We start from the raw sequence: 23,298 nt of genomic DNA, 5'->3' as shown, positions 1-23,298 counted from the left end.
GGAGTCCCGATGAGCACGGCCGCGAGGAAGGGCACACCGCCCGCCGCGCCACCCCCCGCGTCGTCCCCGGCGCCCCACGCCGGGCCGGGCACCGCGCCCCAGGACGCGCCCCACCCCGCGCCGGCCACCGCACCCCACGCCGCGGACCGCCAGGACCTGATCCGGGTGCACGGCGCCCGCGTGAACAACCTCAAGGACGTCAGCGTCGAGATCCCGAAGCGCCGGCTCACCGTCTTCACCGGCGTCTCGGGATCAGGCAAAAGCTCCCTGGTCTTCGGCACGATCGCCGCCGAGTCGCAGCGGCTGATCAACGAGACGTACAGCGCCTTCGTCCAGGGCTTCATGCCGACGCTCGCCCGGCCCGAGGTCGACGTGCTCGACGGGCTGACGACCGCGATCATCGTGGACCAGCGGCGGCCGGCCGCCGACCCCCGCTCCACGGTCGGCACCGCCACCGACACCAACGCCATGCTGCGCATCCTCTTCAGCCGGCTCGGCCACCCGCACATCGGCTCACCGAACGCGTACGCCTTCAACGTCCCCTCGGTCTCGGCGAGCGGCGCGATCACGGTCGAGCGCGGCGCCGGCAAGACCGTACGGCGGACCTTCACCCGTACCGGCGGCATGTGTCCGCGCTGCGAAGGCCGCGGCACCGTCTCGGACATCGACCTCACCCAGCTCTACGACGACACCAAGTCGCTCGCCGAAGGCGCGATCACCATCCCGGGTTACAAGGTCGACGGCTGGTGGACGGTCGGGATCTTCATCGAGTCGGGGTTCCTCGACCCGGACAAGCCGATCCGCGACTACACCAAGAAGGAGCTGCACGACTTCCTCCACAAGGAGCCGGTGAAGGTCAAGATCAACGGCGTCAACCTCACCTACGAAGGGCTCATCCCCAAGGTGCGGAAGTCGTTCCTCGCCAAGGACCGGGAGGCGATGCAGCCGCACATCGGTGCGTTCGTGGACCGGGCGGTCACCTTCACCGCGTGCCCGGAGTGCGGCGGCACCCGGCTCAGCGAGGCGGCCAGGTCGTCCCGGATCGGCGAGGTCGGCATCGCGGACGCGTGCGCGATGCAGATCAGTGACCTGGCGCGGTGGGTGGGCGGCCTGGACGAGCCGTCGGTGGCGCCGCTGCTCGCCACGCTGCGCCGGACGCTCGACTCCTTCGTGGAGATCGGCCTCGGCTATCTCGCGCTCGACCGGCCGACCGGCACGCTGTCCGGCGGCGAGGCGCAGCGCGTCAAGATGATCCGCCACCTCGGCTCCGCGCTCACCGACGTCACCTATGTCTTCGACGAGCCCACCACCGGCCTGCACCCCCATGACATCCAGCGGATGAACGGCCTGCTGCTGCGGCTGCGGGACAAGGGCAACACGGTGCTGGTCGTGGAGCACAAGCCGGAGACGATCGCGATCGCCGACCACGTCATCGACCTGGGCCCCGGCGCGGGTACGGCCGGCGGCACGGTCTGTTTCGAGGGGACCGTGGCGGGGCTGCGGACCGGCGGTACGCTCACCGGCCGCCACTTCGGCGACCGGGCCGCCCTCAAGAAGGCGGTACGCGAGCCCGCCGGCGCGCTGGAGATCCGCGGCGCCACCACGCACAACCTGCGGAACGTGGACGTCGACATCCCGCTCGGGGTGCTGGCGGTCGTCACCGGGGTGGCCGGGTCCGGCAAGAGCTCGCTGGTGCACGGGGCGCTGCCGCGGCAGGCGGGGGCGGCCGGGGTGGAGGTGGTGTCGGTCGACCAGGGCGCGATCCGCGGCTCGCGGCGGAGCAACCCGGCGACGTACACCGGGCTGCTCGACCCGATCCGTAAGGCCTTCGCCAAGGCCAACGGGGTGAAGCCGGCGCTGTTCAGCGCCAACTCCGAGGGCGCGTGTCCCAACTGCGACGGCGCCGGCGTCGTCTACACCGACCTGGCGATGATGGCCGGGGTCGCCACCCCGTGCGAGGAGTGCGAGGGGAAGCGGTTCGAGGCGTCGGTGCTGGATCATCACCTCGGCGGGCGGGACATCAGCGAGGTTTTGGCGATGTCGGTGGGCGAGGCGGCGGAGTTCTTCGGCGCGGGCGAGGCGCGGATTCCGGCCGCGCACACCATCCTCGGGCGGCTCGGCGACGTGGGGCTCGGCTATCTCACGCTCGGCCAGCCGCTCACCACGCTCTCCGGCGGTGAGCGGCAGCGGCTGAAGCTGGCCACGCACATGGCGGGCAAAGGCGGGGTCTACGTGCTCGACGAGCCGACCGCCGGGCTGCACCTCGCGGACGTCGGGCAACTGCTCGGGCTGCTGGACCGGCTGGTCGACTCCGGCACGTCGGTGATCGTGGTCGAGCACCACCAGGCGGTCATGGCGCACGCGGACTGGATCATCGACCTCGGCCCCGGCGCCGGCCACGACGGCGGCCGGGTCGTCTTCGAGGGGACTCCCGCGGCGCTGGTCGCGGCGGGATCGACGGTGACGGGGGAGCATCTCGCGGGGTACGTGCGGGGGTGACCGGGAGGGGCTTGGGCCGCCGGCCCGGCGCCCGGCGTCCGCCGGCGGGAGGTCGCGGCGGGGCAGCCCCGTGCCGGGGTTCCGGGCCGTCGCACGGGGCGGGACCCGGCTACCCGCCCGGCGGCCGGGCCGCGTCCGGTCCCGGGACCCCGGACCCTGAGTGGGGGCACTTGTCGAACGCCGGGTGAAGCCAGGCCGGGTCCGGCGGGGGCCGGAACCGGGCGCATCCGGAGGTGTCACCTGGCCAGGGGCTGGGTGAAGCGGAGGAGGTTGCCGGCCGGGTCGCGGAAAGCGCAGTCGCGGACGCCGTAGGGCTGGTCCATCGGCTCCTGGATGACCTCGCCGCCCGCCGCGCTGACGCGTGCGAACGTGGCGTCGCAATCGTCCGTCGCGAAGATGACCCCGCGCAGCAGGCCCTTGGCCATCAGCTCCGCCATGGTCCTGCGGTCGGCCGGTGAAGCGCTCGGGTCGGCGAGCGGCGGTTCGAGGACGATGTTCACCTCCGGCTGCGCCGGCGCCCCGACGGTCACCCAGCGCATCCCCTCGAAGCCGACGTCATTGCGCACTTCGAGGCCGAGCACATCGCGGTAGAAGGCGATCGCCTTGTCGTGGTCGTCAACGGCGATGAAGCACTGCGAAAGCCTGATGTCCATGCGGCCAGGCTAGGCTGTGCCACCCTGGCCGCGCGCCCAGCGGCGTTTCCCGGGGCGGGCCGGAGGGGCGCCGTCGCCCGATCGGCCGCACGGCGAACAGAGGGGCAACCTTGCCCCGTTAACGCCGCGCCTCAAGGCCGTGCCGCCGAGCCCGCGCCCACCTTCCGGACCGGCCGGGTATGAATCATCGCCACGCACGCCGGGATCGCAGCGCCGTGCTCATGGCTCCGGGCCCGGTACCCGCTCGGCGTCTCGCCCACCAGCCGGGTGAAGCGCGTGCTGAACGACCCCAGCGACGTCGCCCCGACCGCGAAGCACACCTCCGTCACCGTGAGATCGCCGCGCCGCAGCAGCGCCTTGGCCCGCTCGATACGGCGGGTCATCAGATAGCCGTACGGTGTCTCGCCGAACGCCGCACGGAAGCTGCGGGAGAAGTGCCCCGGCGACATCAGCGCGTCCCGCGCCAGCGCCGCCACGTCGAGCGGCTCGGCGTAGTCGCGATCCATCCGGTCGCGGGCCCGCCGCAACCGTACGAGATCGTCGAGATCCTGCCGCTTCACCCGTTCAGTTTCCCACAGCGCCGAAGGCGGACTCCCCTGCGCCACCCGGCCGCCCTGCCGAAGGTCAGCGCAGCGTCCGCGTGCGGTGGGCGAGGTAGGGGACGAGAGGGGAGCGAGGGTCGAGGTGGTGCCAGGGGGTGGGGGTGGCGCGGTTTTTCAGGGTGCGGAAGAGGGGGCGGGCGGCGGGATCGGCGGCCAGGGAGAAGGCCATCGCGAAGGTGTTGAAGGGGAGGGTCCAGTCGCGGTGGCGGACGAAGGCGGGGTGGAAGACCGAACGGGCGGCGGCCTCGTGCAGGGCGGCGAGGACGCCAGGGCTGCCGAGGTAGCCGGACTCCGGATCGGCGCCGCGGTCCACCCACTCTTCGAGGTGCGCCAGGGCGACGAGTTCGCCGAGCGGGCCGCCGGCCGGAGCGGCCAGCATCGCCTCCCGGGCGAAGGCGTGCATCCGCTCGGGCGAGCCGCCCCACGTCCGCGACAACTGCCGCACCCACTCCCGGTGCGCGGCGGCATGGCCGGGAGCACGTGAGCGGGTCGCCTCGAAGCGGCGCTCGGCGCTCTCCTGCCCGGCGTCGAGGCCGCGGCCCGAGATCTGGAGGAAGTACCGGGGCGCGGCCCACAAGGGCTCCCGCTCGGCCACCTCGCGGAGGTGCTCCTCGGCGCTTTCCAGCCGGGCCCGGAAGAGCCGCCGCTGCGGCTCCGGCACGGACAGTGCCGCGTCCCCGCCCCGCGCGTGCCACGCCCACGCGATGTGCCGGGCCCCGGAGACCAGCAGGGCGAGCGGATCGTCGGGCGCGGCGGCGACCACCTCGCCGATCCACCGCTCCGCCCCCGAGACGGTCGCCATCCCCTCGACCAGGAACGTCAGATCCTCGGCGTCCGCCGCGGCGGCCAGCCGTTCCCGTATCAGCGGCCACTTCCCGGCGTCGCCGGCCCGGGCCGCCGCCCGGATCTCCGCCAGCCGCGGGTCGCCGTACGTCGCGTCGATCGTGGGGGCGCTCCCGCGCCGCTGCCAGAGGAACGTGTCCCCCTCGGCCTGGCGGACGACCAAGCGCGTGTACCACATGACGACGGGCCCTCGACCTTCACGGTGGGTGACGCGGGGCCGACCTGGAGCGGCCCCGCTTGGGTGGGTCTCCACCCAGTATCACGCCCCGCCGGCCACCCCCCGCCGCCACCGCCGAGCCGCTCCGCCGCAGGTCCGGGCCCGGGCCTCAGCGGGCGACCGGTGCCGCCGGGCGGTGGCCGGGCGGCGCGGTGAGTCGCCGGGCGGCGAACTCGCGATTGGCCGTCGTCTGCTTGCGGTAGGCGTCGGGCAGGTCCGGCAGGGCGAGCAGCCGGTCGCAGGCCCGCAGGGAAGCCGCCGGATCGCCGACCCAGTAAGCGGTGATCGAGTACTCGAAGAGCAGCCCCCAGCGGTACACCCACGGCTGGATGAAGAGCAGATCGTCCGGTTCTTCCCGGTCAAGCGCCGCGACGACGAGGGCGTGCGCGGCGTGGTGGCGGCCGAGCCCGCGCAGCCGGGAGACCAGTTCGTAGCAGGCCTCCAAGCGCTGCGGCCTGACCTCCCACGCCTGGGAGAGCGTGTCCATCGCACCCGGCCAGTCACCTGTCTCGGCCTTGAGGACGCCGACCTGCAACAGCGCGTAGTAGACCTCCTCGACCCAGCCGCCCATGTGCGCGCGCCGGTCGTAGAGCGCGATCGCTTCCTCGGTCCGCCCCACGTCGCGCAGCGTCTGCGCCAGGTAGAAGACGGTGCGCGGGTTTCCCGGGTCGCGCTGGAGCTCCGCGGTCAGCAACTGGGCGTCGCGCTCGAACTTGTCGCCGCGGGAACCGCCGTCCGCGAAGTCCTGGATCACCAGCGCGTCGAGGTTCACCTCCCCGAGATCCTGGTCGCAGGTCAGGTACTCGTGGGTGACGCCTTCATAGCGCCAGGCGACATCGCCCCTGACCAGCCGCTTGATGCGGTAGGAGACGGAGCCCTCGTGCCGGAGCATGTACGTGTCCGCGGTCAGCGGCGGAAGGTCGTCCTCCTGGCGCACCACCAGGTCCGCGTCGAGCAGCAGGAGGTAGTCGGCCTTGCCGCGCGCCCGCCGGATGTTCGAGGTGCGGTTGTGGCCGAAGTTCACCCAGGGCTCCTCGTGCAGCTCACCCGGGACACCGGCGAGGGCGGTGCGGATCAGCTCCTGGGTGCCGTCGGTGGAGCCGGTGTCGGAGATCACCCAGGTGTCCACCAGGCCCGCCACGGAGGCCAGGCATCGTTCGATGACCTCCGCTTCGTTCTTGACGATCATGCACAGGCAGATCGACGGCTTCATGTCATCACCGGTCCCGAGTTCTGTGGGGTGGTTGGCTGTGGTTCGCGCGCGTGGCGTCGTGTGCTGCCGACTGGTGCCGACTCGTACGGCAGGTGCCGGCCCCGGCCACGGCGCGCGGTGGCGTCGTGACCGGGGCCGGCGATCCCGCGATCAGCGGAGGTGCACGCCGTACTCTCCGGTCACGGGGAGCACTCGGCGACCGACGTGACCGTGCCGGCGAGCAGACCCACCGGGACGAAGGCCACGACATTCCACTGGTTGGGGTTGACGCCGTCCCGCGACGAGGAGGTGACCTGGAGGACGCTGGCGTTGCTGAGCTCGAACCCGCCGCCGAGCAGCGTCGATCCGACCGGGCAGACCGCGGTCGCGGTCACTGAGCCGAGCAGCGGCTGCGCCGTCACCGGGGTGCCGGCGACCTCGCTGCTGCTCACCGGTCCGGCCGCGCCGGTGGCGCCAGTGGCACCGGTGGCTCCGGTCGGACCAGCGGGCCCGGTCGCGCCCGTCGGACCCGCGGGACCGGTCGCACCGGTCGCGCCGGTGGCACCCGGAGCACCGTCAATGCCGGCGGCACCCGTCGCACCCGTAGCACCCGTGGGACCAGCAGGACCCGTAGCACCGGGAGCACCGGCAGCGCCGTTGGCGCCAGCGGCACCCGTCGAACCCGTGGCACCGGTCGGACCGGCGGGACCCGTCGCACCCGTGGCGCCGGTCGCACCCGGAGCACCGTCAATGCCGGCGGCACCCGTCGCACCCGTAGCACCCGTGGGACCAGCAGGACCCGTAGCACCGGGAGCACCGGCAGCGCCGTTGGCGCCAGCGGCACCCGTCGCACCCGTAGCACCGGTCGGACCGGTGGGACCCGTCGCACCCGTGGCGCCGGTCGCACCCGGAGCACCGTCAGTACCGTTCGCACCGGCCGGACCCGTGGCACCGGTCGCACCGTTGGTGCCGGGGGCACCCGCGGAACCTGTGGCACCCGTCGCACCAGTCGGACCAGTCGGACCAGCGGGACCCGTAGCACCGGTCGCACCCGGAGCACCGTCAGTACCGTTCGCACCCGCAGGACCGGTCGCGCCGGTGGCACCGTTGGTGCCGTTGGTGCCCGGCGCGCCCGCGGGACCCGTGGCGCCGTTGGAACCCGCAGGACCGGTGGCGCCCGTAGCGCCGTTGGAACCGGCCGGACCCGTCGGACCGGTGACGCCGGTGGCACCGTCGGTGCCATTGGTCCCGGCAGGACCCGTCGGGCCGGTGGCACCGGTCGGCCCCTGCGGGCCGGTGGGACCGGTCGGGCCGGTGGGACCGGTGTTGCCGTCGTGGCCGCAGTTCCACTGCTGCGGACGGCAGTGCTGGCCACCGCCGCCCTGCCCGCCGCTGGTCGCTGCGGAGGCGACGCCCACGGACGCGGTGCCCGCGAAGATGGCGCTCGCCATGGTCACACCGCCGACCAGACCCCACAGCCGCTGACGGCGTGCACGGGTGGATATGGCCTGCCTGGATCGTTCGCTCATGACTCACCTTTGTGAGAGAAGGGTCGGGAAATTGCCCTGGAACAGCGGCAACGCCCTTATCGTGACCATACGAACATGAGCGCGCACCCTCAGTAATGCATTCGAGCAGGGGGCGGATCCGCCACCCGGGGACACCCGGCGGCCCGGAATCCCGGCGCTCACACCGGGACACGCCGCCCCCGGCCGGGACGCGCCGGATCACCCCGGTGGCGCACGCCCCGAGCGGCCCCGGCACCACCCATCACGGGCGGATACCGGACACAACGGCAGCCGTACGGCACATGGCGCGACAGTGAACCAAACCGGACATCTCAGCTCGGACGAGATTTGTTGAACTCTTGAGCAAGGTTGCCCCGTGATAGAGGGCGAGGCTCCCGTCGGCCGCCGCGCGAGGCGGTCGACGGGGCCGGCCAGGCAGACAGCCTGGTGTGGATCTGCGAAGAGTGAACGATGGGTAAAAGCGCATGAAAGCAACCGCATGGGCCGTCGGCATCGCTGCCGTGGCGGCAGGACCGTTCATCGGAATGACGGCCGCGCAGGCCGCCCCCACTCCGCACACGGTGTACGTCGCCGGGCACGGTCAGAGCACCAAGGCCGGCCCGGTGTTCAGCTCGATCAACCAGGCGATCGGCGCGGTGGCGACCGGCGGGACGGTCGTGGTCGAGAAAGGCACGTACCACGAGGACGTGGCCGTCACCAAGGCCGTCCGGATCGAGGGTCAGCGCGGCGCCACCGTCGACGCGACCAACCTGATCAACGGCGTCAAGGTCACCGCCCCGGACGTGACGGTGAGCGGCCTCACCGTCGAGAACGCCGTCGGCGAGGGCATCCTCCTCCAGAACACCAGCTCCGTCACGGTGGTGGGCAACAACGTCCACACCAATGACACGGGCGTACGGCTGGTCGATCCCGTCGCGAACACCTACCCGTTCTGCCAGCCCCAGGGCGCGATGGCCAACGACTGCGGCGAGAACATCCACCTGGTCGGCAGTTCGCACAACGTGGTCCAGGGCAACACCGTCACCGACGGCGCCGGCGGCATCCTGCTCTCCGACGAGACCGGCCCGACCTCGCACAACCTGATCTCCGGCAACAACGTCGCCGACAACCACACCGCGTGCGGTGTGGTGCTGGCGGGCCACAACCCGGCGGCGGCCCCTGGCGGCACGCCCGCGCCCACGGTGGCCGGTGTGTTCGGCAACACCGTCATCGGCAACAGCATCAGCGGCAACGGCCTCCAGGGCGGCGGCGGCGCGGGCGTGCAGCTCGCCACCGGGCTGCCGGGCGGCGCGGTCTACCAGAACACCGTCACGCTCAACGCCATCAACGGCAACGGCCACTCCGGCGTCACCCTGCACAGCCACGCCCCGGGCCAGTACCTGAACGGCAACGTGGTGACCGCCAACCAGATCGGCACCAACAACCTCAACGGGGACAAGGACTTCACCCCGCAGGACAACGCGACCACCGGCATCTTCGTCGGGACGGCCGCCCCGGTCTCCATCACCGTCCGCGACAACGTGATCAGCAACGACAAGGTCGGCATCTTCACCACCGGCCCGGTCACCGCGACCGGCGAGCGCGGCAACGTCTTCCTGCGCGACGCGGTCTCCATCTCCACCAACTGAGCGGCTCGGGGCTTGTCGTCGGAGCGCGCCGAGGGCCCCGGTGAGCCTCCTCCCTTGATCCTCCCCCTGAGCGCTTGAGCCGGCGACCCCCGCCGCTCAAGCGCTCAGCCGCGTGCGGACCACGTACCTTGACCTTCACCCTGGGGAAAAGCCCAGCATCGGTGGGGCCGGACAAGACGTCCGGTACGAGGAGCGGCCGGGTGACCCGGTCCGGGCCGACGGGGCGAACAGGCGGTGGCGGAGATGACGGTGGAGCTGCTGAGCATCGGGGCCTTCGCGCGAGCCTCCCGGCTGTCGGCCAAGGCACTGCGGCTGTACGACGAGTTGGGGCTGCTGCCACCCGCCCGGGTCGATCCGGCGAACGGCTACCGGTTCTACGCGCCCGAGCAGTTGGCACAGGCCCGGCTGGTCGCATGGCTGCGGCGGCTCGGGATGCCGCTGGCCCGGATCCGGGACGTGTGCGCGCTGGACGCGGCGGCCGCGGCGCGGGAGGTCCGGGCGTACTGGGCCGGCGTCGAGGCCGAAACGGCCGCGCGCCGCGACCTGGCCGCCTTCCTCGTACACGAGCTGTCACGGAAGGACGACCCGATACCCATGTCATCGTCATCGAACGCGGCACCGCTGGCCATTCGTTACGCCGCACGCTCGGACCAGGGCCTGGTCCGCGCGAGCAACCAGGACACCGCCTACGCGGACCCCCGCCTGCTGGCCGTCGCCGACGGCTTCGGCGACGGCGGGGCGCGGGCCGCCGCCGGGGCCGTCGAGGTGCTGCGGCGGCTGGAAACGGACGGCGTACCGGCCGGTGAACTGCTCAACGTGCTGGAGGACGCGGTCGAGTCGGCCCGGCTCGCGGTGCGGGGCGTCGCGGCCACCGCGCCCAGGCCGGACGAGGTGGGGACCACGCTCACCGCCCTGCTCTGGACGGGCTCCCACCTCGGTCTCGTGCACATCGGCGACTCCCGCGCGTATCTGCTGCGGGACGGCGGGCTGTTCCGCATCACGCACGACCACACCATGGTGCAGTCGCTGATGGACGAGGGCCGGCTGACCGCGGCGGAGGCAGCCTCGCACCCGCAGCGGTCGCTGCTCGCCCGCGCGCTGGACGGCGGCTCCCCCGCCACCGCCGACCTCCGGCTGCACGAGGCCAGGGCGGGCGACCGCTATCTGCTCTGCTCCGACGGCCTGTCGACCGTCGTCGCGGAGGAGGAGATCCGCCGGGTGATCCGTACGGCCGCCGACCCCGACGAGGCGGTCCGCGAACTCATCGCACTGGCCCGCCAGGCCGGCGCCCCGGACAACGTCGGCTGCGTGATCGCCGACGTCGTCACCCCGTAAGGCCCTGACCCCTTCGCGGCTGCCGACGCCGCGCCCTAGCCGCCGAGGGCGTCCAGTTTGGTCCGGTCTTCGGGGGTGAGGGGGATCGCGGCGGCGGCGACGTTCTCGGTCAGGTGGGCGGGGTCGCCGGTGCCGGGGATGGCGAGGACGTGGGGGCCGCGGTGCAGGGTCCAGGCGAGGCGGATCTGCGCCGGGGTGGCGTCGTGGGCGCGGGCGACCTCGGCGATGACGTCCTCGGCGGCCGGCCCCATCGCGGCCGGGCCGGTGCCGCCCGGGCCCGCCGTGCCGACGATGGCGAAGAACGGTACGAAGGCGATGCCCCGCCGGCCGCACTCGGCGAGCAGCTCGTCGTCCAGGCGGTCACCGAGGGAGTAGCGGTTCTGGACGCAGACCACGGGGGCGATCGTCAGCGCCTCGGTGAGCTGGTGCGGGCGGACGTTGGAGACGCCCAGGTGCCGGATCAGGCCGGCCGCGCGCAGCTCGGCGAGGACGCCGAACCGTTCGGCCAGCGCGTCGGGGCCGTGGACCCGGAGGTTGACCACGTCGAGGTGGTCACGGCCGAGCTGCCGCAGGTTCTCCTCCACCTGGCCGCGCAACTGGTCGGGGCGGGCGGCCGGCGTCCACTCCCCCGACGCGTTCTTCCCCGGGCCGACCTTGGTGGTGATGACCAGGCCTTCCGGGTAAGGGCCGCCCAGCGCGGTGTTGATCAGCTCATTGGCCGACCGCAGCGGCGAGAAGTAGAAGGAGGCGGTGTCGATGTGGTCGACCCCCAGCTCCACGGCCCGCCGCAGCACCTCGATCACCCGGGCCCTGTCACTCGGCCCGCCGTCCGCGGCGGCGGTCAGCCGCATCGCCCCGAACCCCATCCGGTTGACGGTCAGATCGCCGAGCCGCCAGGTCCCCGCGGCCCCCGCGACCGCCTCTGAGCCGGCCGAAGTCGTCACCGTGTCCGCTGTCTCATCCCGTGCATCGCTCATTTCGCCGATCCTGGCACAGCGGGCTGTGCGCCGACCGCCTGGAAAGGGGCCGGAGAACCGTCGGGGCCGGTGAGCCATCGGGGCCGGGGTGCCGGGAAGGGACAGGCGCCGATCGGTGAAGGAACGGTGTCCGAGGGGGCGCCCTTGACACCAAACGGTGACCCGCAGACTCTGATCTGGGCGCGGGCCGAGGCCGTCGGCAGCCGTTCGGAACGGCCGATTCCGCTGCTCTGAGCGCGAGTTGGCGCCACGACCTGGGAAAAGCCGGTGGGAGGCAGGGGCAGGCCGGGGGGCGAGCCGGGGAAGCAGGAGAGGGGCCGGGAGGGGCCGGGAGGGGTCCGGGAAAGCCGGGAATGCCCGGGGAAGCGGGGAAAGCGACCTGTCGCAGGCGGGCCGGGGCACGGGCGGGTCGGACGGGGACCGAAACGCGGATGTGAGCAGAACCGGTCGGACAGAGCCGTCGGACCGCCGTCGCGTTGTGGAGGAGCTGTCATGCGCGGGCCAGACGCCTACCCGACCGTGTCAGGGGTGGCGGCGGCTGCCCGCGTGCTCACCGGGCGCCACCCCGACCTGTGCCGGATGCGGCTGGCCGGCGAGTCCCGGGCCGGGCGGCCGCTATGGCTGCTGTCGGTCGGGCACGGCCGCCGCCACGTGCTGGTGGTGGCCGGGGCGCAGCCGGACGCCCAGGTCGGCGGGGCGACCGTGCTGCTGCTGGCCGAGCAGGCGGTGTGGGATCGCCGGCAGCTCGCCGACGCCAACCTGACCTGGGATTTCCTGCTCTGCCTCGACCCCGACGGCACGATGCTCAACGAGACCGGGCCGGCCGGCCGGCGACCGTCCACGGTGCATTTCCGCCACGCCTTCCGGCCCGCGGCGGCCGAACGGCCGGAGTGGGCGGACGCCTTCCGCGCACCCGGCGACGGGCTCCCCGAGACCTACGCGCTGGCCGCCGTCATCGACGAGTTACGGCCGGTGCTCCAGTGCACGCTGCACGCCACGGACGTGGGCGGCGGCGGGGTCCGGCTGACCGCCGAACTGCCCGGGATCGCCGAGCCGCTGGGAAAGTTCGCCGCCGAGCTCGACATACCCGTGCAGACCGCGACGCACGAGGCGCTCTACTGGGACACGCCGGGGCCCGGCGTCCATGTGCTGCCGCCCGGCGGGGTGCGGCGGCGGCTGACCGGTGAACCGGCCGACGCCACCGGATCCACCTGGCACCGCCCGCACCGGCACGGCGGGACCACCGCGGTGGTCGAGGTGCCGCGGTGGGCGAGCCGGCGGATCGCCGACCCCGCCCCGCACCCCGACCCTGCGCACGCGGTCAGCGTGCTCGCGGCCGGGCTGCGCAAGGACGGCTCGGCGGTCAGCGCCGCGCTGGACCGTACGGTGGGGCTGATCGGGCGGGTGGACGACCCGCTGCTGCGGGGCGCGGAGCAGGCGGTCGGCGAGTTCGAGGGGATGGCCGACGACTGCGAGGCGCTGGTCGGGCCCTGCCGGGTGCCGCTGACCATGGCCCATGTCTGGGCCCTCGACATAGCCGCCCGGCGGCTCTCACTGCACGCCTCCGGCATGCTGCTCCGGCTGCTCGACGAGACCTGCGGCTATCTCGAGGACGATCCGAACGCCGAACCGTCCCGGCTCCGCGCCCGCCTGGACCGCCGGCTGGACGTGAGTGCCCGCGACCTCATCTCCGCGTCGGACGCGCGCTGGGTGCCGGTGGGCGCGCAGGCGGAGCTTCAGGCACGGACGGTGCTGGCGGCGGTCGAGCGGGTGGAGTGAGGGTTTTTTGGGGGCGCGGGGAACTGCGCGAGGGCAACCATCGCGCCGGGTGCCGTACGGGAAGGGGGTGGGTGGTTCGGCCTCCCCCCGGCTACCGCCCGGCGGGGGCTCCCCGCGCAGTTCCCCGCGCCCCTGACGGGACCCAGCAGAACCGCCGGGTACGGATCCGGCTACCAGGGACGCGAGCACCGCGCGACGGGTTCTTGGGGGCGCGGGGAACTGCGCGACGGCAACCACCGCGCCGGGTACGGATCCGGCTACCAGGGACGCAAGCACCGCGCGGGGGGCCGATGCCTTCCTGGCGAGGTCATGACATCTCGTTAATTGGCCGAGGCCGGTCTGGAGGGCCCGCAGGCCGGGCAGTCGGGGCGGCGGGGGTGGCGCTGGAGGACGGGATCGCCCAGGGACATCAGGTTCACGCCGTAGCGGAAGCCGGGCTCCATCGGGGGCACCCCGGTGAGCAGGGACAGCGCCGCGTGGGCGACGAGGCTGCCGGAGAGGGCGGCGGTGACGGCGCTCGCGGGGTTCCACGGCATCCGGGGGGACGCGGCGTCCTCGCTCTGGTCCGGGCCCAGCCGCAGATCGCGGCGCTCGGCCTCACCGGCCCGCAGACACTCCCAACAGGGGCCGTCACCGGGCACATGCACCCCGGCGGTGACCAGCGGGCCGCGATAACCACCCTCCACCCAGGGCAGGTTGATCTCCAGACAGATCCGGTTGGCCCAGCGGCGGATCTCGGCGGGCCGGTCGGCGCCGAGGACCAGCAGGTCGTACGGGCGGTCCTCGCCATAGGTCAGCAGCGCCCGGAGCTCGTCCGGGCCGCGCACCTCGCGCCGCTCGCCGGTCACCGTGACATCGGAGTTGAGCGACCGGAGCGCGGCCACCGCCGCCTCGGCCTTGGGCGAGCCGATGTCGGTCTCCCGGTAGATCAACTGCCGGTTGAGATTGGAGAGTTCGACCACGTCGGGGTCGACCGTGTGGACCTGGCCCACCCCGGAGGCGACCAGCAGTTGGGCGGCGAACCCGCCGGTGCCGCCGACGCCGAGCACGATCACCCGGGCCCCGCGTAATCGGAGCTGCGCGTACCAGGGGCTGAGCCGGGGGCTGAGGTCCATCCAGCGCAGCAGGGCGACCCCCCGGGCGTGCCGGACCGGGTCGCGGGCGCCGAGTCCGGCGGGCAGTGGCGCCGCCGCGTCGTCCACGTACCCCGCCTGCCGCAGCTCGGTCATGGCGGCGGCGACGGTCGCGGGGGTGATCTCCGGGTGCCGCCCGTGCACCTCGGCGACGGTCTGCGCGGCCGTACGGGTGCCGTCCATCGTCTCGGTGAGGGTCCAGATCCAGCCGTCCGGGTCGGCGATCTCGGCGCCGATGCCGAAGATCACACTGCCGATCCGGACATTGCCGTCGACGGTCCGGTAGGCGCGGTGCTCCGGCTTGATCCGCGGCCGGCCCGGTGTCGTCCCGGCGGTCCCCGCACCCGCGCCCGCGCCGGCTTCCATACCCCTACCGCTACCCGGCCCTGCGGCCATCACCGCGCCCGGCCCGGCCGCGGTGACCGCGCCGGCCGACGGCAGTCTCGTCCCGGCGCCGCCTCCGGCGCCCGCACACGGCTCGTCGGCTCCGGATTCATGAAGTGCGCCCACGTCAACCTCCCCCGTCAACGTCTGCCCCTTGACACTCTCGCGGCCCCGCCGCAGCCTTGGCAAGGCGCGTGGGACGACCGGGGGTAATTCGCCAACTACCCTGCGCCTCAACCGACTTGGACAGAGAGGAGCTCTTGTGGCAGCCGTTATCGTCATTCGGCCACTGGACAAGAAGGAGACCACCGGCGACAGCAACTCCAACGGCACGTGACGTCGGCGATGGCCGACGCGTACCCAAGCGTCGCGGGGGTCGCCGCTGCGGCCTCCGCGTTCGCTCGGGTCCACCCGCGGCTGAGCACCCTGCGCGACGTCGGCCGCTCCCGTGAGGGCCGCCCGCTGCGCCTGCTGAGCTACGGGCGCGGCCGGCGCAACGTGCTGGTGGTGGCCGGGCCGCACTCCGACGAGCGGATCGGCGCCGGGACGGCGCTGCGGCTGGCCGAACGCGTCGCCGCCGACCCCTCGCTGCACGCCCGCGCCGACGCCACCTGGCACTTCCTGCTCTGTCTCGACCCGGACGGCACGATCCGCAGCGAGGCGGGTCCAGAGGTCCGGCGCACCCCGGCCGAGCACTTCAGATACGCCTACCGGCCGCCCGCCGACGAACAGCCGGAGTGGGCCCCTTCGGTGCGGGACGCCGACGATCAGCTCCCGGAGTCCCAGGCGCTGATCGACCTGATCGACGAACTGCGCCCCTTCCTCCAGTGCTCGCTGCACGGCAACGACCTCGGCGGCTCGTGGATCCAGCTCACCCGCGACCTGCCGGGCCTGGCGGAACCGCTCGGCAAGCTGTCCGCCGAGCACGACGTGCCGGTGCAGACCGGCACCTACGACGCGCTGTACTGGACGGTCTCAGGACCCGGCGTCTACGTGATGCCCGCGCCCGGCCGGCCGGCCCAGTTCGACAGCCTGCCGGAGGACGTCAACCGCTCCACCTGGATCCAGCCGCACCGCTACGGCGGGATGACCGCGCTCTTCGAGGTGCCGATGTGGGCGAGCCGCAAGGTCGCGGACACCGACCCGCACCCGGACCCGGCCCGCGCGCTGTCCGGGCTGGCCGGGCTGCTGCGCCACCAGTCAGAGCGGGCCGGGGCGCTGCTGGGCCAGGTACGGCCGCTGCTGCCGGCCGGCCGGGCCGATGCCTCGGGGTTCACCGGACGGGGCCCGGAACCGGTGGCCGCGAGCCGGGCCACCCTGCTGCGGATCGCGGAGGACCTCACCACGATCTGTCCGCTGATCGCGGACGACTGGGACCGGCTGTACCCCTCGCCGGTGCCGCTCACCCGCGCCCACCTGACCGCCCTGGACATCGCGGCCCGGCGGATCTCGCTGCGGGCGACCGGCACCATGCTGCGGCTGCTGGACGGCCTGACCGGCCATGACGTCCCCGGGGGGCTGCCCGGCGAAAGACTGCCCGGCACCGCGGGGGGCCGGATCAGGGCGCAGTGCGAACGGCAGCTAGCCCGCTGGTCCGACGACCTGGCGGCCGGACACGACCTGTGCTGGGTGCCGGTCCGCGACCAGGTGGCCCTCCAGACGGAAAGCGTGCTGGCCACCTTCCGGCTGCTCAACGAGGAGTAGCCCCACCCACGGAACAGGCGGGGCCGGCCGTCGTCCGGCCCCGCACCTGCCGTCCGGTCAGACCCTGGCCGCGGTCAGCTCCGCCGCCACGAGTTCGGCGACCTGGACCGCGTTGAGCGCGGCGCCCTTGCGCAGATTGTCGTTGGAGAGGAAGAACGCCAGGCCGTTGTCGACCGTCTCGTCGCGGCGGATCCGGCCGACGAACGAGGCGTCGCGGCCGGCCGCCTGGACCGGGGTGGGGATCTCGGAGATCTCCACGCCGGGCGCGGCGGCGAGCAGTTCGTACGCCCGCTCGACGCTGATCGGCCGGGCGAAGCGGGCGTTGACCTGGAGCGAGTGGCCGGTGAAGACCGGGACGCGGACGCAGGTGCCGGAGACCTTGAGCTCCGGGATCTCCAGGATCTTGCGGGACTCGTGGCGGAGCTTCTGCTCCTCGTCGGTCTCGAAGCTGCCGTCGTCGACGATCTTCCCGGCCAGCGGCAGCACGTTGAACGCGATCGGACGGGCGTAGACGGCCGGCTCGGGGAAATCCACCGCGGCGCCGTCGAAGGTGAGCCGGTCGGCGTGCTCGGTCACCTTGGTGGCCTGGCCGTGGAGTTCGGCGACGCCGGCCAGACCGGAGCCGGAGACGGCCTGGTAGGTGGTGGCGACCAGCGCGATCAGGCCGGCCTCCTGGTGCAGCGGGCGCAGCACCGGCATGGCCGCCATGGTGGTGCAGTTCGGGTTGGCGACGATGCCCTTGGGCCGGTCGGCGAGCGCGTGCGGATTGACCTCGGAGACGATCAGCGGCACCTCGGGGTCGCGGCGCCAGGCCGAGGAGTTGTCGATCACGACGGCGCCCTGCGCGGCGACCTTCTCGGCGAGCTCGCGCGAGGTGCCGCCGCCGGCCGAGAAGAGCACGATGTCCAGACCGCTGTAGTCGGCGGTGGCCGCGTCCTCGACGGTGATCTCCCCGGCGGGCACGCCGCCCGCGCCCTCCCAGGCCAGCGGGCGCCCCGCCGAGCGGGCGGAGGCGAACAGCCGCAGCTCGGTCACCGGGAACTTCCGCTCGGCCAGCACCTTGCGCATGACCCCGCCGACCTGTCCGGTCGCGCCGACGATTCCGATCCTCATACCGGTCTCTCTCCGATCTGGTCGCGCCCGCCGGGCGTACCGGCCGGAGGCGTTGGTGTGCCCGCCGGTCCGAGTATCCTCCGGGCCGGCCCGGCGGCGGGCGCCGGTTTCAGGTGACGAGACGCACAGGCCCGGTCACGAGTCTGACCCGCCCGCACCGAGAAGGTCCAGTAAATTGTCGTGCGGTCGATCGTTAAGGCGTCCTAAACTCCCGCGCATGCACGAGATCGCGTACGAGATATCGACGGACCCGGACCGGCTGGACGTGGCCCGTGTCCACCGCTGGCTCGCCACCGACGCCTACTGGGCGCTCGGCCGCCCCCTGGCCAAGCAGCGGGCGGCGATTTCGGGGTCGCTGAACTTCGGTGCCTACCACTCCACCACGGGCGAGCAGCACGCGTACGCCCGCGTCGTCACCGACCACGCCACCTTCGCCTGGCTCTGCGACGTCTACGTGGCCCCGGACGCCCGGGGCGGCGGCCTCGGCACCCGGCTCGTCACCGCCGTACGCGACCACCTCGCCCCGCACGGTCTGCGCCGTGTCCTGCTGGCCACCGCCGACGCGCACGGCCTCTACGCCAAGGTCGGTTTCGAGCCGCTCGCCGACTCCGCCAAATGGATGACGCTGGGCCTTCAGTAGGGGCCGGGCGGGCGCGAAGGTCTCGACGGGTGCCAAAGGCCCGACCGGTGCCAAGGACCCGACCGGCGCGACCGGCGCGTCCGGCTCAGAAGACGTCCGGGCACCAGGGGCGGCGGGCGGTACGGAAGAGGGCCGTCGCGGTGCGGGCCGCGCCGGGCCGGTGCTCGGTGAGGCGGCCGAGGGCGGCCAGCCGTTCCGGCGACTCGTCCCCGAGGTAGAGCCAGGCCAGGTCGGCGACGGACAGACTCAGATCGGCGTCGGCGCCGGTGGGGGTGCACACGGCCGCGCCCGAGGCGTCGGTCTCCAGCAGGAAGCGGCCGCCTGCCAGGCCCGCCGGATCCCGCACGTCGAGGACCAGCGCGGCCGGGCCGCCGCCGTAGGTGCGGGCGGACAGCGCCGCCGGGGTGTCCAGCAGCCGCAGCCACATGAAGTCCGCGTAACTCTCCAGCCGGGCCGCCCGCGGGTCGCCGAGCAGCAGCGGAAGGACGTCGTCCGGCGCGCGGTAGGAGGAGTTGAGCCGGGTGACCCAGTCCAGGGAGAGCAGAAAACGCCACAGGGCCGCTTCGGCGGCCGGGGTGGCCCCGATCAGCTGAAGGACGTTCGCGTCCTCCTTGGGCAGCTTGTTCGGCCAGGGATGGTCCTTGACCCGCCACGAGGCGAGCCCCTCGATCCGTCCCGCCGCGTCCCGGTAGAAGGCGAAGAACGGCTCCTCCCACGGATCGTCGGTCGGATACCGCACCTCGCCGACGGCCCGGTCCCACCACACCTGCTCGCGGTCGATGGCGCCGGCGATGCCGGTGCGCACCCGCTCGTAGAGCCCGGGCCCGTGCTCGCGGACCTCGGCGATCGTCGCCAGGTCCACCCGGCCGCCGTCGGCGGGCCCGGCGTAGCGGCCGTCGAGCGCGGCCCGGGGTATGTCGATCTCCCAGACGGACACCCAGGCGGCGGGACCGAAGCCGAAGCGGCCGTAGATCGGGTACTCGGCGGCGATCAGGATCGCCAGCGGCTCCCCGCGCTCCTTGGCGGCGGCCAGGTCAGCACCCATCATCCGGCTGGCCAGGCCGCGCCGCCGATGGGTCGCGGTCACCGAGACATTGGTGATCGCCGACGCGGGCAGCACCGCCCCGCCCGGCACCGTCACCTGGCGCGGCATGCTGCGGAAGGTCGCCACGCACCGCCCCAGGTCGTACGCCCCCTGGGTCCGGTCCGGGTGGAGCCTGGGCAGACGCATCGCCAGCTCCTCGTCGGGCACCGGGGGCGAACGGTGGAAACCGACGTTCAGCGCCCGCATCCAGGCGGCGGCGTCGGCGCCCTCGGATGCTTCGAGCGTGCGGATCTCAAGGCTCATGGCCGCACGCTATGCGGGCCCCTCCGGCGGCCGCACCCGAATTTGTCCGGCGCCGGGCTCAGCGGCGGGGTGCGGGGGCCGAGGCGCGGGCAGGGGTGAAGCACGTCAGGGGTGAGGGTGCGGGCTCAGGGGTGCGGCGCGGGTTCAGGGGTCAACGTGCGGGCTCAGCCGTCCGCCAGCAGGTCGTCGACATGGGCCTCGCCGTCGCGATACCGCCGGGTGATCTCCGCGGAGCAGCCGTCCACCGTCGCTTGCAGCGTGTGCCGGCGGCGGGAGACCCGCTGCTCGTACCGCACCAGGCGGCCCTTCGCCGCGTGCAGTTCCGGGTCGGTGCGCGCCGCCAGGTCGGAGAGCTCAACCTCGGAGAGCATCTCCTCGGCGAGCAGCCGGACCCGCTCGGTGAGCGGTGTGCCGAGAGTGACGTGCCGGGCCGAGGAGCGCACCCGCGACGGCCCGTCGGTGAGGATCTCGGAGAGCCGGTCGACGATCGGCCCCTCCGGTTCGGCGGCGGAGCCGTCCTCGCGCGCACCGCCGGCCGGCCCGCCGCGGCGGGCCAACTCGGCCTGGAGGATGTCGATCCTGCCGTGCAGCATCCGCCGCAGATAGGAGAGATCGGCCTCCTCCTGCTGCGCGTCGCGGCGCAGCGCCCGCAGCGCGACCAGATCGAGCGTGCCCAGTTCGGGCCCGGGGGTGTCGGCGAGCGGACCGCGGGGGGCGGGCGGTCGCGGCGGACCGGGGGCGTCGGCCTTCAGCATGCGGTGGCCCTTCCTGGTGGGCGCCGTCGGCGCGGCGGTCGGGGCGGCCGTGCCGGACGCCGCGGTGGATGGTGTTAACGCGGTGCCGGAAGTCTGTCCAGCCCCAGATGTGGTCATACCTGTCATCCCCTCCTCGCGGCCCCTGCGCCGCCCGGCTCCGATGCTGCCACTTGCCGCTCACACGCCGCAGCGGGTCTGCACCCGAACGGCCGTCGCGACAGTTGTGCGAGGCGGCCGACCGGGTGTGCCACCGAGGCCGGCCGGCCCGATCCACCCAGGCGGGGGAGGCGGGGGCGGCGCCCGCCACAATGGGCGTATGCGAGCGGTGGCCCAACGGGTGAGCGAAGCGAAGGTCGTCGTCGGCGGAAAGACCGTCGGCGCCATCGAGGGACCGGGGTTGTGCGTCCTGGTCGGGGTGACGCACGACGACACCGAGGAGAAGGCGGCGGTGCTGGCCCGCAAGTTGTGGACGCTCCGCATCCTGCCGGACGAACGCTCCTGCTCGGACATCGACGCGCCGCTGCTGGTGATCAGCCAGTTCACGCTTTACGGTGACGCCCGGAAGGGGCGCCGCCCGACCTGGAACGCCGCCGCGCCCGGCGCGGTCGCCGAGCCGCTGGTGGCCGAGGTGGTCGAGCGGCTGCGCGCGCTGGGGGCGACCGTGCAGACGGGGCTCTTCGGCGCGGACATGAAGGTGTCGCTGACCAATGACGGGCCCTTCACGCTGGTGGTCGACGTCTGAGCACGGGCGGGCCTGGGGGCCGTGGGCCGCGGAGGCCCGAACCTCGGCCTGCGGCCCGGACCGCCTACGGCGCGACGACCGTTTCCTGGGCCGCCGCGGTGTCCTCGGCGAGCAGCACCGCCCGCTCCGGGGTGTTCCGCTTGACCAGCGCGAGCGCGATCGGGCCCAACTCCCAGTGCCGGGCCGAGGACGTGATGAACCCGACCGTACGGCCCTCGCCGCCGTCGGGTCCCTCGGCGCCGTCCGTCGCGATGCGGACCGGGGCGCCGTGCCCGGGCAGCCGGACCTCGCTGCCGTCCAGGTGCAGGAAGACCAGCCGGCGCGGCGGCCGGCCCAGGTTGTGCACCCTGGCCACCGTCTCCTGCCCCCGGTAGCACCCCTTGTTCAGGTGCACCGCGCTCTCCAGCCAGCCCAGTTCGTGCGGAATGGTCCGGTGGTCGGTCTCCAGGCCGAGCCGCGGCCGGTGCGCCTCGATCCGCAGCGCCTCATGGGCGAGCACACCGACCGCCGGACCCGTACCGGCCGCGAAGGACTCCAGTTCGGCGCGGGGGACGAAGACGTCCCTGCCGTACGGCGTCTCGCGCACCGCCCACTCGGCGGGCACCGGGGTGATGGACCCGGCGGGCAGGAAGACCACCCCGTAGGCGTCGGTGGCGTCGGCGACATCGACCCGGTAGAAGAACTTCATCGACTCCAGGTAGGCCAGCAGCGCCTGCTGGGTCCCCGGCTCGATGTGCATCCAGGTCGTGGCGCCGTCGTCCACCAGATACAGCGCGTGCTCGATATGACCGTGCGCGGACAGGATCAGCGCCTCCGTCGCGGTGTGCGGGGCGAGGTCGTCCACGTGCTGGGTGAGCAGCAGATGCAGCCAGGACAGCCGGTCGGCGCCGCTGACCGTCACCACGCCGCGGTGCGAGAGGTCCACGAAACCGCTGCCGTTCGCGAGCGATCGCTGTTCACGGAAGAGGTCGCCGTAGTGGGCGGCGACCCCCTCGTCGGGGCCTTCCGCGGGGACGGCGCCGGGCAGCGACAGCAAAGGGCTCATGGTCATGGGGTCAAGCGTACGACGCGTCAGTCGTGGCGCGGCCGGCCCGCCGGGTCGCCCGTCCCGGTGGTGGCCTCGGGGCCTTCGCCGGCCGCGGCCTTGCGGGCGCAGTCCCGGCAGCGGCCGAAGATCGCGAAGTGCTTCATGTCGGTCTCGAAGCCGAACCTGTCCCGCAGGTCGTCCTTCAGCGGCGTGGCCACCTCCACATCCGCCTCGGTGACGGAGTCGCAGTCGCGGCACACCAGATGCATATGGTCGTGCTGGTCGGCGAGGTGGTAGGTGGGGGCGCCGTGGCCGAGGTGGGCATGGGTGACCAGGCCCAGCTCCTCCAGCAGCTCCAGGGTGCGGTAGACGGTCGAGATGTTCACGCCCGAGGCGGTCTTGCGCACCTCGCAGAGGATGCCGTCGGGTGTCGCGTGCTCCAGGGTGCCGACGGCTTCCAGGACAAGCTGCCGCTGCGGGGTCAGCCGGTAGCCCCGCTGCCGCAGGTCGCTCTTCCAGTCGGTGGTCGCCACCCCGCCAGTGTAGGTCCGTTGGCGGCGCGGCTACTTGAAGAAGGCGATGCCGTCGTCGGGGAGGTCCTTCAGGTCGGCGACCCACTCGCGGGGATCGACCACCTTCTTCAGGTGCGCCGACATGTACGGCCGCAGCGGCACCGCCGGGGTGCTCTTCTCGCCCACCCACATCAGGTCGCTGTTGACGTAGCCGTAGAGCCGCTTGCCGCCGCTGTACTCGGCGGCGGTGGGCAGCCGGGCGACCGCGTCCGTGACCAGGTCGATCTGGGGCTTGCCCGCGGCCAGCTCGCCGGTCCAGATCTCGGCGACGCCCTCGTCACGGGTGATCGTCACATCGACCTGGCGCTCGGCGTCGATCCGCCAGTACCCCGTCTCGTTCTCCAGCGGGCGGACCTTCTTGCCCTCCGCGTCCAGCACCCAGGTGCGCGAGGTGTACTCCAGGAAAGGGCGGCCGTCGTGGGTGAAGACGACTTCCTGCCCGAAGTTGCACTTCTCGGCGCCGGGGAAGTCATGGACACCCGCGCCTGTCCACCGGCCGAGCAGGAAGGCCAGCGGCACCAGCTCGGGGTGCAGGTCGGAGGGGATCTCGATCATGTCAGCGCTGGCCCTGGTAGAGCTTCTTCACCGCGTAGAACGCGAACAGCGCGATGCCCACGCAGATCAGG

At 73.2% G+C, this 23,298-nt stretch carries 20 protein-coding genes; 7 read left to right on the top strand and 13 right to left on the bottom strand.

What is annotated here, in order from left to right; genetic code table 11:
- The first annotated feature begins 9 nt into the window (after positions 1–9).
- Positions 10–2,499 carry an ATP-binding cassette domain-containing protein gene (locus tag OG519_RS19370; protein WP_405585368.1) on the top strand — a complete coding sequence of 830 codons (2,490 nt, stop codon included), beginning with the start codon at positions 10–12 and terminating at the stop codon, positions 2,497–2,499.
- Between the two features lie 236 nt (positions 2,500–2,735).
- On the opposite strand, the gene OG519_RS19365 is transcribed toward OG519_RS19370, so the two are convergent.
- The 5 genes from OG519_RS19365 to OG519_RS19345 all read right to left on the bottom strand — a co-directional run bounded on the left by OG519_RS19365 (position 2,736) and on the right by OG519_RS19345 (position 6,458).
- A complete protein-coding gene (locus OG519_RS19365) occupies positions 2,736–3,152 on the bottom strand; it encodes a VOC family protein (RefSeq protein WP_405585366.1) in 417 nt (138 codons plus the stop codon).
- 131 nt (positions 3,153–3,283) lie between these two features.
- Entirely contained in the window at positions 3,284–3,712 is a 429-nt protein-coding gene (locus OG519_RS19360) for a helix-turn-helix transcriptional regulator (RefSeq protein ID WP_405585364.1), read from the bottom strand.
- A gap of 64 nt (positions 3,713–3,776) precedes the next feature.
- On the bottom strand, positions 3,777–4,775 hold the full coding sequence (locus tag OG519_RS19355; RefSeq protein ID WP_405585361.1) for a hypothetical protein: 999 nt from the start codon (positions 4,773–4,775) through the stop codon (positions 3,777–3,779).
- A gap of 148 nt (positions 4,776–4,923) precedes the next feature.
- The gene (locus tag OG519_RS19350) at positions 4,924–6,027 is read right to left on the bottom strand and encodes a glycosyltransferase (protein WP_405585358.1); all 1,104 of its coding nucleotides are present in this window, start codon (positions 6,025–6,027) and stop codon (positions 4,924–4,926) included.
- Positions 6,028–6,206: 179 nt separating this feature from the next.
- Positions 6,207–6,458 carry a hypothetical protein gene (locus OG519_RS19345; RefSeq protein WP_405585355.1) on the bottom strand — a complete coding sequence of 84 codons (252 nt, stop codon included), beginning with the start codon at positions 6,456–6,458 and terminating at the stop codon, positions 6,207–6,209.
- Between the two features lie 1,541 nt (positions 6,459–7,999).
- Here OG519_RS19345 and OG519_RS19340 point away from each other — a divergent pair.
- Positions 8,000–9,163, top strand: a complete 1,164-nt coding sequence (locus tag OG519_RS19340; protein WP_405585352.1) for a nitrous oxide reductase family maturation protein NosD — start codon at positions 8,000–8,002, stop codon at positions 9,161–9,163.
- Between the two features lie 243 nt (positions 9,164–9,406).
- Positions 9,407–10,498, top strand: coding sequence for a MerR family transcriptional regulator (locus OG519_RS19335; protein ID WP_405592838.1), 1,092 nt, complete (start codon positions 9,407–9,409; stop codon positions 10,496–10,498).
- 35 nt (positions 10,499–10,533) lie between these two features.
- Here OG519_RS19335 and OG519_RS19330 read toward each other — a convergent pair whose 3' ends face one another.
- A complete protein-coding gene (locus OG519_RS19330; protein ID WP_405585349.1) occupies positions 10,534–11,475 on the bottom strand; it encodes an oxidoreductase in 942 nt (313 codons plus the stop codon).
- Between the two features lie 492 nt (positions 11,476–11,967).
- Between OG519_RS19330 and OG519_RS19325 the strand changes: the two genes are divergently transcribed.
- Entirely contained in the window at positions 11,968–13,254 is a 1,287-nt protein-coding gene (locus OG519_RS19325) for a M14 family zinc carboxypeptidase (protein WP_405585346.1), read from the top strand.
- A gap of 320 nt (positions 13,255–13,574) precedes the next feature.
- On the opposite strand, the gene OG519_RS19320 is transcribed toward OG519_RS19325, so the two are convergent.
- On the bottom strand, positions 13,575–14,753 hold the full coding sequence (locus tag OG519_RS19320; protein ID WP_405585343.1) for a HesA/MoeB/ThiF family protein: 1,179 nt from the start codon (positions 14,751–14,753) through the stop codon (positions 13,575–13,577).
- Between the two features lie 363 nt (positions 14,754–15,116).
- Between OG519_RS19320 and OG519_RS19315 the strand changes: the two genes are divergently transcribed.
- A complete protein-coding gene (locus OG519_RS19315) occupies positions 15,117–16,475 on the top strand; it encodes a M14 family zinc carboxypeptidase (RefSeq protein ID WP_405585340.1) in 1,359 nt (452 codons plus the stop codon).
- Between the two features lie 57 nt (positions 16,476–16,532).
- On the opposite strand, the gene OG519_RS19310 is transcribed toward OG519_RS19315, so the two are convergent.
- Positions 16,533–17,588, bottom strand: coding sequence for an aspartate-semialdehyde dehydrogenase (locus tag OG519_RS19310; protein WP_405585337.1), 1,056 nt, complete (start codon positions 17,586–17,588; stop codon positions 16,533–16,535).
- A gap of 217 nt (positions 17,589–17,805) precedes the next feature.
- Between OG519_RS19310 and OG519_RS19305 the strand changes: the two genes are divergently transcribed.
- Entirely contained in the window at positions 17,806–18,228 is a 423-nt protein-coding gene (locus OG519_RS19305) for a GNAT family N-acetyltransferase (RefSeq protein WP_405585334.1), read from the top strand.
- Positions 18,229–18,313: 85 nt separating this feature from the next.
- On the opposite strand, the gene OG519_RS19300 is transcribed toward OG519_RS19305, so the two are convergent.
- Positions 18,314–19,576, bottom strand: coding sequence for a GNAT family N-acetyltransferase (locus OG519_RS19300; RefSeq protein ID WP_405585331.1), 1,263 nt, complete (start codon positions 19,574–19,576; stop codon positions 18,314–18,316).
- Between the two features lie 164 nt (positions 19,577–19,740).
- Entirely contained in the window at positions 19,741–20,448 is a 708-nt protein-coding gene (locus tag OG519_RS19295; RefSeq protein WP_405592836.1) for an ABC transporter substrate-binding protein, read from the bottom strand.
- 199 nt (positions 20,449–20,647) lie between these two features.
- Here OG519_RS19295 and dtd point away from each other — a divergent pair, with 199 nt between their 5' ends.
- Positions 20,648–21,073: a D-aminoacyl-tRNA deacylase gene (dtd, locus tag OG519_RS19290; RefSeq protein ID WP_405585328.1), complete on the top strand. Its 426-nt coding sequence runs from the start codon at positions 20,648–20,650 to the stop codon at positions 21,071–21,073.
- A 64-nt stretch (positions 21,074–21,137) separates the two neighbouring features.
- Here the strand turns inward: dtd and OG519_RS19285 are convergent, their stop codons facing one another.
- Genes OG519_RS19285 through OG519_RS19275 form a run of 3 tightly spaced genes read right to left on the bottom strand, consistent with a single transcriptional unit; the run spans position 21,138 to position 23,227 of the window.
- On the bottom strand, positions 21,138–22,124 hold the full coding sequence (locus tag OG519_RS19285) for a YgfZ/GcvT domain-containing protein (protein WP_405585325.1): 987 nt from the start codon (positions 22,122–22,124) through the stop codon (positions 21,138–21,140).
- Positions 22,125–22,144: 20 nt separating this feature from the next.
- A complete protein-coding gene (locus OG519_RS19280; protein ID WP_405585322.1) occupies positions 22,145–22,633 on the bottom strand; it encodes a Fur family transcriptional regulator in 489 nt (162 codons plus the stop codon).
- A gap of 30 nt (positions 22,634–22,663) precedes the next feature.
- A complete protein-coding gene (locus OG519_RS19275; RefSeq protein WP_405585319.1) occupies positions 22,664–23,227 on the bottom strand; it encodes an FABP family protein in 564 nt (187 codons plus the stop codon).
- Between the last annotated feature and the right edge of the window lie 71 nt (positions 23,228–23,298).

Source organism: Streptomyces sp. NBC_01190 (genome assembly GCF_045039895.1).
Taxonomy (GTDB): Bacteria; Actinomycetota; Actinomycetes; order Streptomycetales; family Streptomycetaceae; genus Actinacidiphila.
Note: the sequence above shows the minus strand (reverse complement) of the source record. Positions and strands in the feature narration are given on the sequence as shown.